This window comes from Candidatus Vicinibacter affinis (assembly GCA_016714365.1).
GTDB lineage: Bacteria > Bacteroidota > Bacteroidia > Chitinophagales > Saprospiraceae > Vicinibacter > Vicinibacter affinis.
The window spans coordinates 823,446-838,656 of record JADJNH010000005.1 but is presented as its reverse complement, the minus strand read 5'-3'; the positions used below and the strand labels follow the sequence as shown (position 1 = coordinate 838,656).

Sequence of the window (15,211 nt, the reverse complement as noted above, 5' to 3'; positions counted from 1 at the left end):
CTTTTAAAAAAAAAGCCTGAAAATTATTCGGGCTTTTTTTTTTGGAGGCATATCGAATGTTTAAATAGTTTCTGCCTGCTTTAGTTTTTCAAGATTTTCTGCAACTCTAAGCGCTTCAATAATATCATCTATATGCCCGTTCATGATGTCTCCTAAATTATACATGGTAAGATTGATCCTGTGATCTGTCATTCGGTTTTGGGGAAAATTATACGTCCTGATTTTGTCCGAGCGATCTCCTGAGCCTACCAGTGTTTTCCGCTGTGCTGCAATCGCAGATTCATGTTGTTCCACCTGGCTGTCTCGGATTTTCTGAATCAACCTTCCCATAGCAATTTCTCTGTTCTTGTGCTGACTTCTACTGTCTGTACTCTCTGCCACGGCCCCGGTTGGAATATGTGTAAATCGCACACCTGATTCTGTTTTATTCACGTGCTGACCTCCCGCACCGGAGGATCTGAATGTATCAACTTTAAGGTCTGACTTGTTGATGTTTACATCCTCCAACTCAAGTTTAGGCATGACTACCACTGTTGCGGCTGATGTGTGGATGCGACCCGATGCTTCCGTATCCGGCACACGCTGAACTCTATGAGCTCCTGATTCAAATTTTAATTTCCCATAGACATCCGTGCCGGATACATCCATTACAATTTTATTATAACCACCAACGGATCCTTCATTTTCAAATACAACTTCATGCGTCCACCCCTGCATGTCAAAATATCTGGTATACATTCTGTAAAGATCTCCGGCAAACAAACTTGCTTCATTGCCTCCGGTCCCTGAGCGGATCTCAAATATTACATCTTTGCTGTCTTCCGGATCTTTTGGCACCAGCAAAAGTTTCAGTTCATCCTCCAGCCTGATGACCTCAGCTTCTGCATTGGCTAACTCTTCACTGGCCATGTCAACCATTTCTTTATCGCCTGAATCCAAAATCTCCTTAGCTCCGTCTATGTTGCTGAGATTTTTTTTGTACTCATGAAAAAGTTTCATGATTTGCTCAAGATCCTTGTATTCCTTGCTGATTTTTTTATACTCTGAGATGTTTGTGACAACCTCAGGGTCAGCCATCCGCTCTTCCAGAAACTGAAAGCGCTCAAGAATAGCACCTAATTTTTGCAATAATTCCATGAATATTTTTTACAAGAAACCGCAAATCTACAACGAAGCTCAGACTTGACCTAAGAAGGATGAATTCAGTCTTCCAAAGGTTCCACCCAAAAAATCGATGAATTTTAATAGGTCGTCGAATATTTTGCATGGTAAAATGAGAATAAGCTACCTTTGAGAAGTAATGAAATTAACGGAAATTATCAGGCTGGCATTTGAAAGTGTACGGTACAATTTGCTTCGTTCCATACTGACACTTTTGATAATAGCATTAGGAATTACTGCATTGGTAGGTATACTGACGTCCATAGATGGGATTATCTACAGTATGAGCAGCAATTTTAGCTCGCTCGGTGCAAACTCATTTTCCATCGACCGTAAATCTGAAAACTTCAGAGGTCACAATCGGGGGAGGAGAACAAAACAATCTCCTCCAATTAGCTATCAGCAAGCCCAGGAATTCAAAGAGCGCTTTGGCAACAAAGCGATTGTATCAATTTCCTATGGTGCAGCCAATAACGGATTAATAAAGTTTCAAAATAAAAAAACCAACCCAATTATCCGGATCAAGGGAATAGACGAAAACTTTTTTAAAGTCATGGGTTACGAAATAGAATTCGGTCGAAGTTTCTCGACACATGAACTCGAGTATGGCATCAGCAAGGCTATCGTAGGAAAGGATATCATCAAAACCTTGTTTGACGACAATGCTCAAAAAGCATTGATGCAAATTATCACTGTCAATGATCAAAAATATCAAATTGTCGGAATACTAAAATCCAAAGGATCAAGCATGAATGAAGGTGCCGACCGAAGAGTGTTGATCCCTTTAAACAAATCAAAAATTGAATATGCTAATCTGGAGGCTGATTATGATCTTAATGTGAGTGTCCCGGTTGCTAAGCAATTGGATGACATGATATCTCAAGCCATTGGAGAGATGAGAATTGTCAAGAGTTTAAAGAGTTATGAAGAGAATAACTTTGAAATCAATAAAAGCGATGGAATCATTACTTTTCTTAAAGATAATACGGTAAAACTGAGGGCTGCGACTATTGCCATTGGATTGATGACCCTGCTTGGCGCCGCCATAGGACTCATGAATATTATGTTGGTTTCAGTTACAGAAAGAACAAAGGAAATTGGAATTGCAAAAGCACTTGGGGCTACAAGAAAAGCCATTTTGAGTCAATTTCTGTTGGAAGCAATGATGATCTGCCAAATGGGAGGTATCGTCGGAATCCTATTGGGCATTCCTGTGGGAAATATAGTAACCTTATTGATGGGGGGCTCATTTATAATCCCCTGGGCCTGGATTATATTAGGCTTCGTGGTGTGCACTATTGTAGGCATTTTGTCGGGACTTTACCCGGCTCTGAAAGCATCCTCTCTCGATCCGGTGGATTCTTTAAGATTTGAATGAGATTATACTCTTTCAAAAATGTTCAAAAATTTTAATAATCATAGAATAAGGGCCTCTAAAAAAGAAAAACACACCCCAGAGAAGTTTAAGGAGTAAGTCTGATCAATCTTACCGTCTCGATTTTAGTATCACTCATCAACTCAAAAACGAATTTGTAGCCATCCAATTCGATTTCCATTCCCTGTTCAGGAATTTTGCCCGTCGATGTGATTAAATAGCCGGACAATGTATGATATTCCCCTTCCGGAAAATTAAAATCATAGGTATTGTTCAAATAATTTATTTCAAGCCTCCCTGAAAATATAAACTCATTTTCTGAAATCACTCTTTCGATGAACTCTTCCTTATCATGTTCATCTTCTATCTCTCCAAAAATCTCCTCCAGAATGTCTTCCTGGGTAATAATGCCCGAGGTTCCTCCAAACTCATCTACCACACATGACACGGAAAGTCTCAGTTTGTTCATCCGAACCATAAGATCATATACATTCAATGTTTCAGGAACAAATGGCATGTCCATGATCATGGACTTTATGCTTTTTGAATCTTTAAACATTTGTTGATGATGCACATATCCCAGGACATTGTCAATGTCACCATCCGTTACTATTATTCTCGACAACTTAGATTCAGCAAATAAGGTGATGAGATCTTCCTTTGACTCTGACACGTCGATATGGATAATTTCGTTCCTTGGAATCATGCAGCTTTTTACTCTGACCTGCTTAAGGTTAAGGGTATTCTTAAAAATATCCGTATCAATATCTTCTTCAGAAATATTCATGGTGCCATCCAGATAATGCTCAAGGTCCAGTAAGGAAAACCTATAGCGGGTGTGAGGTTTGGATTCCTTCATAAATTTTCTGATCATAAAATTTGACAGTCCTGACATCAGTCTGGATGGCACATACAGTAATTTATAAAAGAATAATATCGGATAAGCACAGATTGAAATCATCTCATTGGAATACAGTCTGAAAAGAATTTTAGGTAAGAATTCCCCAAAAATCAAAATAACAGTAGTTACCAAAAATGTGTTGACAAATATTTTGGTGCCCTCTTCTAAATAAAGTGGATTCAGCAATTCTCCAAAAAACGAAGTCAATAAAAAGGAAAGTGTTACCAATGCAATATTATTGCCCACAAGGGTTACAGCTATAAATTTATCAGGGTGATCATAAAAATCTGATAAAATTTTACCACTGGATGACCCTCTGTTCTTTCTGACCTCCACGCCCAACTTGTTGGCGGTAAAAAAAGCAATTTCCGTTCCTGAAAAAAATGCGCTTAAAAGTAAAAAGACTACGATCCAAAAAACAAGCATGTGAAAACTTAAGCCACAAAGATAGGGATCGAAGCGGGATAATGGCTATCTTTGGCATGAACGAATGATTTTCAATGATTTAAATCACCCTGCCTCCTTATAAAAACGAAAGAATCCGACAATAATTCATAAAACCCGAATACCCTCCTCTCGTTAAAAAATTGAGTTTTTCATTGAAAATATTGTAATTTTACGCCTCTTCCCTGAATAAATTCCTTACTTCCTCACACATTTTGGAGTGATATTTGTTATAATTGTTTGAATTTCAGATCATAAAAGATGAAACTATTTAATTTATTCATGCAGGAGCTTGCTGTCGACCTGGGTACAGCAAACACCCTTATCATGCAGGATGACAAAGTGGTGGTAGATGAGCCTTCCATTGTGGCGGTTGATAAAAAAACCGGAGAAACCATCGCTGTTGGCAACAAAGCCATGCAGATGCATGAAAAAACTCATAAAAATATTGACACCATTCGCCCTTTGAAAGATGGGGTCATCGCAGATTTCCAGGCCGCCGAGAACATGATTCAAGGCATGATTAACATGATCGGCAGCAAAAGAAGGTTTTTTACCCATTTAAGAATGGTGATCTGTATTCCTTCAGGAATTACGGAAGTTGAAAAAAGAGCCGTTTTTGATTCCGCAGATCACGTTGACAGCAAGGAAACTTACCTGATACATGAACCTATGGCTGCGGCACTCGGAATTGGCCTTGATGTGGAAGAACCGGTCGGGAATATGGTCATTGATATTGGCGGAGGAACCACAGAAATAGCTGTAATCGCACTTTCTGGAATCGTTTGCGATCAATCTATACGAGTCGCCGGTGACGAATTTACCGAAGACATCATAGATTATATGCGCAGAGAACACAACCTTTTGATTGGCGAGAGAACTGCAGAAAAGATTAAAATTAATGTTGGATCCGCTGTAATGAATCTGGACAATCCTCCGGAACCTTATGCAGTAAATGGCCGTGACCTGATGACCGGAATTCCTCGGCAAATCATTATCCGTTATGAAGAAACAGTTGGCGCTCTCGACAAATCCATCATGAAAATTGAAGAGGCTGTTCTTAAAGCTTTGGAGATCACCCCTCCTGAATTATCATCAGATATTTACAGAACGGGACTATACCTGACAGGCGGAGGCGCCTTGTTAAGAGGTTTGGATAAAAGGCTTAGCCTGAAGACAAACCTTCCCGTAATAGTAGCAAATGATCCATTGCGTGCAGTAGTCCGTGGCACCGGAATTGCTTTGAAAAACACCGACAGATTTTCTTTTTTGATTGACCGCAAAAGTCTCTAATTATTTTGTTTGATTAAAATGTTTTAATATAAGCTTACCGAATAATAAATTGATTCCATGTTAAATGCACTTCGCATCATTGTCAAAAATGGATCGTTTATACTTTTTCTCATACTTCAAATTATTTGCTTCTATTGGATCATCAGTTACAATCAAAAACAAAATAAAATTTATCTGTATACGGCACAACTGTACGCAACCATCCTAAAAAATAAATATCAAGGCTTTACCTCATACTTCTCACTAAAAGATAAGGCTGATCAAATTGCAGAGGACAATGCCAAACTTTTTTCACGTTTGTTGAATTTGGAAGCAATTGAAAAATCGGACAGCATGCAACTGGATTCGACAAAGTCAAATGCAATGATCAATACTTATTCCGTTCTATCTGCAAGAGTGATCAACAATTCTCTATCCAGAAAGAATAATTATCTCACTCTTAATAAAGGTGGACTGGACGGTGTGAGTCCGGGAATGGCTGTAGTCACTTTAAATGGCTTAGTAGGAATAATAACGGACACCACCAGTCATTTTTCAACTGTGATGTCACTGCTTCATTCCAATTCCAGAATTAGTTGCAGTTTAAAGCGAAGTGGGTTCTTCGGATCTTTAATTTGGAAAGACAGAGATCCAAGTATTTTACAACTGGAGGATATTCAAAAATATGCAGACGTTCGCATTGGTGATACCCTGATGACAAGTGGTTATTCAATTGTATTTCCAAAAGGATTAACCATCGGTTATGTAAAAAATTATTTTGCAGAACCTGGTTCATTTACGTACACGATTATAGTCACTCCCAGTCAAAATTTAACAGCATTAGACAGGGTTTATATAATTAACAACAGACTCAAAGAGGAAAAGGAATATCTCGAATCAATAACCCGGGAAAATGAATAAGGAATGGAGGATCAACAGTCTCAGGATAATTATCCTGATTATTTTTCAAGTCTTTATCTTGAAAGGTATCCGATTGTCAGATGCCCCGAATCAATATGTAAACATCATTATTTATCCGGTAGCGATTCTACTGCTGCCAATGGCAATCCCTCAATTCTTTGTATTGCTCCTGGCATTCTTAGCAGGGTTAACCGTTGATCTTTTTTATAACAGCATAGGAGTTCATGCTGCTGCTTGCCTGTGGATGGCTGCAGGCAGATCGTTTGTTCTTAAGTTTCTTGAACCAAAGTCCGGATATTCAATTGACCAAAAACCAAATGGTTACTCTCTTGGCATTTTTTGGTTTTTTCAATACGTGTCTATCTTAATGCTTATTTATTTTTTCTTTTATTTCAGCTTGGAAATTTTTACCTTTGTTTATCTGGGAGAAATTCTCATTAAAACTATCTTGAGCTTTGTAGTTTCAATGTTTGTTATTTCCATCCTTCAGATTTTACTAAACCCTAAAAATTAATCGGTGTCCCAGGACAGCAGGAAGTTCAGATTTATTCTCCTTCGGGCCTCACTCGTTTTACTGGCTTTGGTTTTTATTTTTAACCTAGCCAAGCTTCAGTTGTTCGATCCCTACTACATTAATAAAGCAAGTGCCACCACACTAAATCAAAAAACCGTATATCCGGCCAGAGGTCTATTTTATGACCGCAATGCAAAATTATTAGTCATCAATTACCCTGCATATGATCTTTATACAACCTATAAAGAGATAAAGCCGGGCATGGACACTCAAAAATTATGCACCTTGCTAAACATAGATCAGGAAACTTTTAAATTGAATCTTGAAAAAGACTGGTCCTCAAATAAATATTCCAAATCAGTACCTTTCGTTTTTCTGAAAAACTTAGATTCAAGGACCCTGCTTACCTTTCAGGAAAACTTATACCAATTTCCCGGATTTTATCCCACACTAAGAGCCGTTAGAAAATATCCGGAACCCTATGGTGCACATTATTTAGGTTACATAAGCGAAGTAAATAAAAGAGACATAGACCAATCAGAAGGTCTTTATAAATTGGGGGATTACATTGGAGTAACCGGACTTGAAAAGCAATATGAAGAATATTTAAAAGGTGAAAAAGGCGTACACTTTGTCATTAAAGATAAATTAGGCAGAGAAGTTGGCTCTTTTGAAAATGGCCGACTTGACAAGGATGCAATATCAGGAGATGATATGATGCTGGGCATTGACGTAGAGTTACAAAAATATGGAGAAGAATTAATGAAACATAAAGTAGGAAGCATAGTAGCAATTGAACCTTCCTCCGGAGAAATCCTTGCCGCAGTTTCTTCACCAAACTTTGATCCAAATTTATTAAGTTTCAATCCCAATAGAGGGAGAGATTACGCCTACCTGCTTAAAGATACTCTGAAGCCACTTTTTGACAGATCAGCATCAGCAATCTATCCGCCTGGCTCAATTTTTAAACCTATCCTCGCCCTCATTGCGATGCAGGAAGGTGTGCTGACTGAAAACACTCCTCATGCCTGCACGGGTGCATATTATTATAGAAATGTTTCTTATGGTTGTCACCACCATCCTTCACCATATAATTTGTCGGTTGCTCTTCAACATTCCTGTAACTCCTATTTCATTGAAACATTTAGAAATCTTATTGAAATAAAAGGTTTTGACAAACCCAAAATAGGGCTGGACATATTATCCAAATATCTCGGGAAATTTGGCTTGGGGAAACCGCTGGAATCTGATCTTAGCACAGAAAATGGTGGATTTATTCCAACTTCTGATTACTATTCCAGATTATATAAGACAGACAACTGGAGATCTACCTACATTATTTCGGTGGGAATCGGCCAGGGAGAATTACAACTGACCACTTTGCAAATGGCAAACCTTGCTGCCATACTTGCCAATAACGGATATTATTATGTCCCTCATTTAGTAAAACAATTCGGCAACGCTGAGAAAGCCATTCCTGAAAGATTTAGAACAAAGATTACCGTGCCCATCAATAAAAAGTATTTTGAGTCTGTGATAAATGGAATGGAATTGGCCGTAAATAGCGGAACAGCCACCCTGGCTTATAACCCGGAAATAAGCATATGCGGCAAAACGGGAACATCACAGAATCCTCATGGAGAGGATCACAGTGTATTTTTTGCATTTGCCCCAAAAATAAATCCTAAAATTGCATTGGCCGTTTATGTCGAAAATGCCGGCTGGGGTGGAGCGATTGCTGCACCAATTGCCTCACTGATTATTGAAAAATACCTGAAAGGCAAAATAAGTCGAATCGAGCTGGAAGAAAAAATGAAAAAGAAAGACCTCATTAAAAAAGATAAAACATGATTATTTCTGCAATTGTTGCAATGAATCCTGATGGTCTGATAGGCGATCAAAATAAAATCCCCTGGCACCTTCCGGCTGACTTAAAATATTTTAAGAAAATAACCTTGGGACATCACATTTTAATGGGGAGAAAATGTTTTGACAGTATTGGTAAATCACTGCCGGGTAGAAAAAATATTGTGGTGACTAAAAATCCAACATTCATCGTGACAGATTGCATTATTACAAATTCAATTGAAGAAGGAATTCTTATTGCCCAACAAAATAAGGAGGAAGAAATGTTCATTCTTGGAGGTGGCGAAATTTATCGACAGTCCATGCATCTGGTCAATAAATTATATTTGACAATGGTTCAGTTCAATGGATCCGGAGATGTTTTCTTTCCCCAAATAGATTATGATGAATGGTCTCTGATCAGTGATGAAAAACATACCAGCGATGATAAAAATAACTATGATTATTCCTTTTTAATTTATAAACGAAAATGATAAAAGAAGACTTAATACACTACTATTGGAACTCCGGAAAACTCAAACAACACGACCTTAAAACAACCAACGGAAACACCCTCCGAATTCTTAAGCCCGGCACATACAACACCAATCAAGGTCCTGACTTTCTGTTTGCTCAAATTGAAATAGATGGAGTCATTTGGAATGGACATATTGAAATGCATGTTCAATCATCTGATTGGATCAAACACAAACATGATGGTGATCCAAACTATGCTAACATCATTTTACATGTAGTCTGGAATCATGACAAGTGCATAATTTCCAACCAACACGAACTTCCAACCATTGAATTAAAAAATTTAGTAAGTCAAGCTGAGTTGTCAACTTATGAGTTTTTGATGAACAACATCCAGTACATCGCTTGCTGCAATTTATTATCAGATGTTCCTAATTTGATTATTCAATCTCAAATAGAATCAGCATCCATCGAAAGAATCATGTCAAAAACTGAATTGCTCATCATGGCACTTCATTCAAATAAATCCGATTGGGAAACCCTGTTTTATCAGAAGTTTTGCCAATACCTGGTGACTCCTGTAAATTCCTCCGCAATGTCGGAGCTGACTACGAAAGTCACCTGGCGTTTGTTGCAAAAATATTTAGATGATCCATTCAAAATGGAAGCCCTGCTATTTGGTGTTTCGGGTTTATTACCGGATCATCCAAATGACCCTCATCTTAAAAAACTAAAAGAAGAAGCTACTTACTTAATCAAATTGCACAGAATAAAGCCTACGCAAAAAAATTCCTGGAATTTCCTAAGACTGAGGCCAGCGCATTTTCCTACCATTCGCTTAGCTCAGATTGCTTCCTTCTTCTTCAAGAACCCTAGTCCTTTTAACAATTTATTATTGCAGACAAATCTAAATGACATTCACGCGATGCTTAAGGTTCATGCTTCACAATATTGGGATGCTCACTACACCTTCGAAAATTTAAGTGGTAAAATCTCGAAAAAGAAATTGGGAACAACTACCTCCGATTCCATACTGATCAACGTAATTTGTCCAATGATGTACATTTATGGCGATTATACTCAGGACCTGGAACTAAAAAACAAAGCAATCGGCTTTCTTGAAAACATAAAGGCCGAAGAAAATAAATTTACTCGCCACTGGATGCAAACCGGACAAAAAATTGAAAATGCCAGGCAAAGTCAGGGAGTACTCCAACAAATAAATGAATATTGCCTGAAGAATGGTTGTTTAAAATGCAAAATTGGGCATTATTTAATGAATGCAAAGACCAACCATGAAAATTAAATATATGATAAATTTTGAATATATGTTTGAATTTTAATTAAATTTGTCTGTTGTTTGCTTTTAAATATGTGAATCATGAAAAAAATTTACTCCATTATTTTCTTCGCTACCTGCATTCTTAACGCTGTTGTTGCACAAAGAAGCGGTCTGTTTATGGGTGTACAGCTTGGATTTCAAAATTCATGGATTTTTAATAAAAATGACTTTGATGCTGGTGGGGTGTTGGATTTTAAAGCTACTTTCAAACCTGCATTCGGCGTAAATGTGGGTTATAACCTCAGCAAAAACCTGGGTATTCAAAGTGGAATTATATTTTCACAACAAGGTCAAAAATACATCACCGACGGCAACAGCCTGGCTGATTATAAGACCGATTTAAATTACTTAAAATTTCCTTTGCTTTTAAAATGGAATTCCGATCCTGAAAAAATTGTTTCATTCCTGCTTCATGCCGGATTTCAAATAAGCCTTTTACAATCTGCCAATTCTTCCAGGACCGGAGGTTATGGATACTACAGTCCCAACCTTACTGATGTGAAAGACCTTTATTCGTCGAATCCTTTTGAATTGGTCATTGGCTTAGGAGCAATGGTCAATTTAGGGAAACTGAACATTACAGCTTTACTTAAACCGGAATATTCACTTACCGACATCGAGAAAGTAGATCTTAAATCCAGTAGCCGTGATATTGCGAGAAATTTTGTTTTCTCCATTCCACAAATAAGTCTGAACTATTCACTGAAAGATTAAAAAGGCTTTTAATTAATTTTGAAAAAAACACTTCAACTTATACTTGCACCTTTCTCTTTTCTTTACGGAATTGGCGTCAGTATTTACCAAGGTTTTTATTTGTCAGGATTTTTCAAAACACTCAAATTCAGTATTCCTGTAATCAGTGTCGGCAACCTAACAGTTGGTGGCACCGGAAAATCTCCGCACATCGAATATTTGATCAAATTACTCAAAGATTATATTCCAGTGGCCGTTCTAAGTCGTGGCTATCGTCGTAAAACAACCGGGCATATTTTATTAACTCAAACACATACCGCAGTAGAAGTTGGCGATGAACCTGTACAAATCAAAACCAAATTTCCTGATGTTCCTTTTGCAGTGAACAGTAACAGATCCATTGGCATCCCTAAACTATTATCACAACACCCTGAAGTAAAAACCATTCTTTTAGACGATGCCTATCAACACCTTGAAGTCACTCCGGGTCTAAACATTCTTCTTACAGAATATGCTAACCCCTATTTTCAGGATTATCTTTTACCTAGCGGTCGTCTGCGGGAATGGCGTTATGGTGCCCGACGTGCTGACATCGTTATAGTTACAAAATGTCCTAATGAACCAAAGGAAGAAGAGATTTTTACCTGGCGATTCAAGCTAAAGTTAAATGAGAAGCAATTGTTATTTTTTTCATATCTTGATTATGGCACGCCATATCACCTATTCAATCATGATAAAATTTTTAAATTAAATGATGGATTGGATTTAATGGTTATAAGCGCCATTGCACAGTCTTCCTATCTTTTGGAATATCTTGCCCCAAGGGTTGCCTCTGTAACAGATTACAATTTTGAAGATCATCACTACTTTACTGAAACTGAGCTCACGCATATTTTCAATAAATATAATAAGATAAGTCATTCAAATAAAATGTTACTTACCACCGAAAAAGATGCTACGAGATTGCGCTTACATGAAACATTTATAAGAAATCAAAATTTGGATATTTATGTGCTCCCTTTGAATATTGATTTTTATAACAAAGAATTGTTCGACCAAACTATAAAAAATTTCCTTTTAGAATTCAAAATATAAAAATGAGATTTTTGATTTTCATTTTGCTGCTGACAGTAAGCTGGAAGGCTATCTCACAAGGAAATTTGATCCAATACAATGAAAATCACCAATTGCTGCTAAACAAAATTGAAACCAAAGCGAAAACATTTTTACATACTCCTAGTTTCTTCTACCAACCTTCTCAAAACAGTCTAATTCCTGAGCTTACCGGGATGAAAATAAATTACCCGGGTGGTTATAATAATCTTGCTTACGATGTAGATGAAATTTTAAGTAAATATCCGGAATACATCTATTACCATTCAGACACGCTTGCCAATTTAACTAATTCATTAGAATCCAGGCCGTTTCTCAAGTATTTCTACCAGAATACACATTTTTTATCCATTCTTAAGAATTCCTATTACGTTTGTTTAGATCCGACTTTTGAGCTGAAGACCGGATTCGAAAATACCAATCTTACATCCAATCTTCTTACCAACCGAAGGGGAATTAAAATATCAGGAGGGCTGGACAATAAAATATTCTTCAATGCATCGGTTACGGAAACGCAAATCGGAACAAATGACTACGTCGGTCAATTTATAAATGAATACCAGGCTTTCCCCGGTGCAGGATTTCTTAAAATATACAAAAGCAAATTATTTAAACTAAAAAATTCATTTGACTACCTCATTGCAGAAGGAAATATTCACTTCAACGTAACTAAAAGTGTTGATGTAACATTTGGCCATGGAAGAAATAGAATTGGAAATGGTATAAGAAGTTTATTACTTTCAGACTTCTCAAGTCCTTATCTATACCTCAAAATAAATAGTCAGTTCGGCCCCATTAGCTATCAAAACTTATTTGCTGAATTGTCTGCTGAAAACAGAAGTTTTAATTCGGTAGATCACTTATTGGATAAAAAATACATGGCTTCACATTTTCTGAATATCAGAATAAATAAGCGATGGAATCTTGGAATTTTTGAATCCGTAATCTTCGGCAGAAAAAATGGATTTGAACTACAATATTTAAATCCGGTAATTCTCTATAGAGGCGTGGAACAATCTTTGGGTAGCCCCGATAACGTTCTTTTGGGATTACAGTCTGAAATAATTGCCAGCAGTTCACTTAAAATTTATGGACAACTACTATTTGATGAATTTGTACTCAGCAGAATTTTCGGAACACCTTCTGGTTGGTGGGGGAATAAATACAGCATGCAGTTAGGATTTTTCTATTTTGATTTACTTAAAATTAAGAATCTGGATTTTCAGGCAGAATTTAATTCCATCAGGCCTTACACCTATTCGTTCCGTGACAGCATAGCAAATTATTCACATAATTACCAATCACTGGCCCATCCTCTTGGATCTAATTTAAATGAAATAATATTTCGTATAAATTACCGCCCTACTGCAAGAACAAATTATCAGTTTAATTTCCTCCACTATGTGAAAGGAATTGATATGAATGAATTAAACTATGGTGGAAATATTTTGAAATCTAATGAACAGCGCGTGATGGATTTTGATAACCGGATTGGACAGGGTCAGAAAGTCAAAATATTCAAAATGGAAGTAAATGCCTCATACCGCCTTTGGAAAGGAATTTACATCGATTTAGATCTTGGCTATCGCTTTAATCAATTAAACAAAATAGAGAAATCCTATTGGTTGCAGACAGGATTAAGAATGAATCTGGATAGGCAACGATTTGACTTTTAATAATTAAAACTTCTATAAGTAAAGTAATTTATTCAAGAACATCATGAAATAGTTCCTTTGATGTTTAATACATGATAGTTAAATTAATTTTGACTCAGTAGTTATAACGACAGTAATCTCTTTCAAAAGAATACATCATTTCCTGATTATTTCAGCACCAATGGCATTAAGCCTTTCATCAATTCTTTCATATCCCCTGTCAATCTGATGGATGGAGTGAATCACACTTTTTCCTTGGGCAGACAAGGCTGCAATCAGCAAAGCAACCCCCGCACGAATATCAGGTGAAGTCATTTCAATTCCTTTCAAAGGATACTTTCTGTTGAGACCATTAACCGCAGCACGATGAGGATCACATAAAATAATTTGCGCCCCCATATCTATTAATTTATCCACAAAAAATAACCTTGATTCAAACATCTTTTGATGTATAAGCACATTGCCTTTAGCTTGTATCGCCATGACAAGTATTACACTCATGAGGTCGGGTGTGAATCCCGGCCAGGGTGCATCATAAATTGTCATAACAGAACCATCCATAAATTGCTGAATTTCATACTCCTCCATAGCCGGCACCAGGATATCATCCCCACTGATCTTCAGAGTAACACCCATCCTTTCGAATACAAATGGGATGATTCCCAAATGTTCAACTCCTGCATCTTTAATTAAAATTTCAGATTGCGTCATGGCAGCCAGACTTATAAAACTGCCGATTTCAATCATATCAGGTAATATCCTATGAGTAGTCCCGTTTAGTTTTTCTACCCCTTCTATTTGAAGTAAATTGGATCCAATGCCTTTTATTTTAGCCCCCATTCGATTCAGCATCTTACATAATTGCTGAAGGTATGGTTCACAAGCGGCGTTATAAATTGTAGTCTCTCCACTGGCCATCACTGCTGCCATGATGATATTAGCAGTGCCGGTCACAGAAATTTCATCCATCAGTATGTAAGTTCCTTTTAATTTGTCTGCACTGATGTTGTATTGATTTGATTGTTCATCATAATTAAAAACAGCTCCCAACTTCTGTAAACCAAGAAAGTGGGTGTCCAATCTTCGGCGACCAATTTTATCTCCACCGGGTTTTGGCAAAACAGCTCTTTTATATCTCGCAAGGAGTGGAGCTAACAACATTACAGAGCCTCTGATCTTTCTGGCATTGGATTGGAATTCGTGTGTGCCAAAATAATCCAGATCTACTTCCTTCGCACAAAAAGAATAGCTATTGGGTCCCAGACGTTGAACAATTACCCCAAGACCTTTGATCAATTCAATCAAATGCCTGATGTCCAAAATGTCTGGTAGATTTTCTATGATCACCAACTCTTCAGTGAGTAAAGTAGCACACAAAATTTGCAAGGCTTCATTTTTTGCTCCCTGAGGGGTTAAAGTGCCATTCAATTTATTTCCACCTGTTACTACAAAACTATCTCCTGTATTCATCTTTAAAAATTCAATTAAGAAATATCCG

Annotated in this window: 13 protein-coding genes; 10 read left to right on the top strand and 3 right to left on the bottom strand. The window is 37.2% G+C overall.

The window, feature by feature from the left end:
- Positions 1-60: 60 nt before the first annotated feature.
- Entirely contained in the window at positions 61-1,137 is a 1,077-nt protein-coding gene (gene prfA / locus IPJ53_03605; GenBank protein MBK7798175.1) for a peptide chain release factor 1, read from the bottom strand.
- Positions 1,138-1,300: 163 nt separating this feature from the next.
- Between prfA and IPJ53_03600 the strand changes: the two genes are divergently transcribed.
- On the top strand, positions 1,301-2,539 hold the full coding sequence (locus tag IPJ53_03600) for an ABC transporter permease (GenBank protein MBK7798174.1): 1,239 nt from the start codon (positions 1,301-1,303) through the stop codon (positions 2,537-2,539).
- Positions 2,540-2,624: 85 nt separating this feature from the next.
- Here the strand turns inward: IPJ53_03600 and IPJ53_03595 are convergent, their stop codons facing one another.
- Positions 2,625-3,863, bottom strand: coding sequence for an HlyC/CorC family transporter (locus tag IPJ53_03595; GenBank protein ID MBK7798173.1), 1,239 nt, complete (start codon positions 3,861-3,863; stop codon positions 2,625-2,627).
- 279 nt (positions 3,864-4,142) lie between these two features.
- Between IPJ53_03595 and IPJ53_03590 the strand changes: the two genes are divergently transcribed.
- From IPJ53_03590 to IPJ53_03550, 9 genes are all read left to right on the top strand, one after another.
- Complete coding sequence (locus IPJ53_03590; protein MBK7798172.1) at positions 4,143-5,174, top strand: rod shape-determining protein; 1,032 nt, start codon at positions 4,143-4,145, stop codon at positions 5,172-5,174.
- 57 nt (positions 5,175-5,231) lie between these two features.
- Positions 5,232-6,074: a rod shape-determining protein MreC gene (gene mreC / locus IPJ53_03585; protein ID MBK7798171.1), complete on the top strand. Its 843-nt coding sequence runs from the start codon at positions 5,232-5,234 to the stop codon at positions 6,072-6,074.
- A complete protein-coding gene (locus tag IPJ53_03580) occupies positions 6,067-6,588 on the top strand; it encodes a hypothetical protein (protein MBK7798170.1) in 522 nt (173 codons plus the stop codon). Before mreC ends, IPJ53_03580 begins: the two co-directional genes overlap by 8 nt.
- Positions 6,589-6,591: 3 nt before the next feature.
- Positions 6,592-8,439: a penicillin-binding protein 2 gene (gene mrdA, locus IPJ53_03575; protein ID MBK7798169.1), complete on the top strand. Its 1,848-nt coding sequence runs from the start codon at positions 6,592-6,594 to the stop codon at positions 8,437-8,439.
- Positions 8,439-8,927 carry a dihydrofolate reductase gene (locus IPJ53_03570; GenBank protein ID MBK7798168.1) on the top strand — a complete coding sequence of 163 codons (489 nt, stop codon included), beginning with the start codon at positions 8,439-8,441 and terminating at the stop codon, positions 8,925-8,927. The genes mrdA and IPJ53_03570 overlap by 1 nt, the downstream gene beginning before the upstream one ends.
- A complete protein-coding gene (locus tag IPJ53_03565) occupies positions 8,924-10,216 on the top strand; it encodes a DUF2851 family protein (GenBank protein ID MBK7798167.1) in 1,293 nt (430 codons plus the stop codon). Before IPJ53_03570 ends, IPJ53_03565 begins: the two co-directional genes overlap by 4 nt.
- A gap of 75 nt (positions 10,217-10,291) precedes the next feature.
- Positions 10,292-10,966 (top strand): PorT family protein, encoded by a 675-nt coding sequence (locus IPJ53_03560; GenBank protein ID MBK7798166.1) that lies wholly within the window; start codon positions 10,292-10,294, stop codon positions 10,964-10,966.
- A gap of 15 nt (positions 10,967-10,981) precedes the next feature.
- Positions 10,982-12,040, top strand: coding sequence for a tetraacyldisaccharide 4'-kinase (gene lpxK, locus IPJ53_03555; GenBank protein MBK7798165.1), 1,059 nt, complete (start codon positions 10,982-10,984; stop codon positions 12,038-12,040).
- Between the two features lie 2 nt (positions 12,041-12,042).
- Positions 12,043-13,734: a hypothetical protein gene (locus IPJ53_03550; protein MBK7798164.1), complete on the top strand. Its 1,692-nt coding sequence runs from the start codon at positions 12,043-12,045 to the stop codon at positions 13,732-13,734.
- Between the two features lie 135 nt (positions 13,735-13,869).
- On the opposite strand, the gene murA is transcribed toward IPJ53_03550, so the two are convergent.
- Positions 13,870-15,183 carry a UDP-N-acetylglucosamine 1-carboxyvinyltransferase gene (gene murA / locus IPJ53_03545; protein MBK7798163.1) on the bottom strand — a complete coding sequence of 438 codons (1,314 nt, stop codon included), beginning with the start codon at positions 15,181-15,183 and terminating at the stop codon, positions 13,870-13,872.
- Between the last annotated feature and the right edge of the window lie 28 nt (positions 15,184-15,211).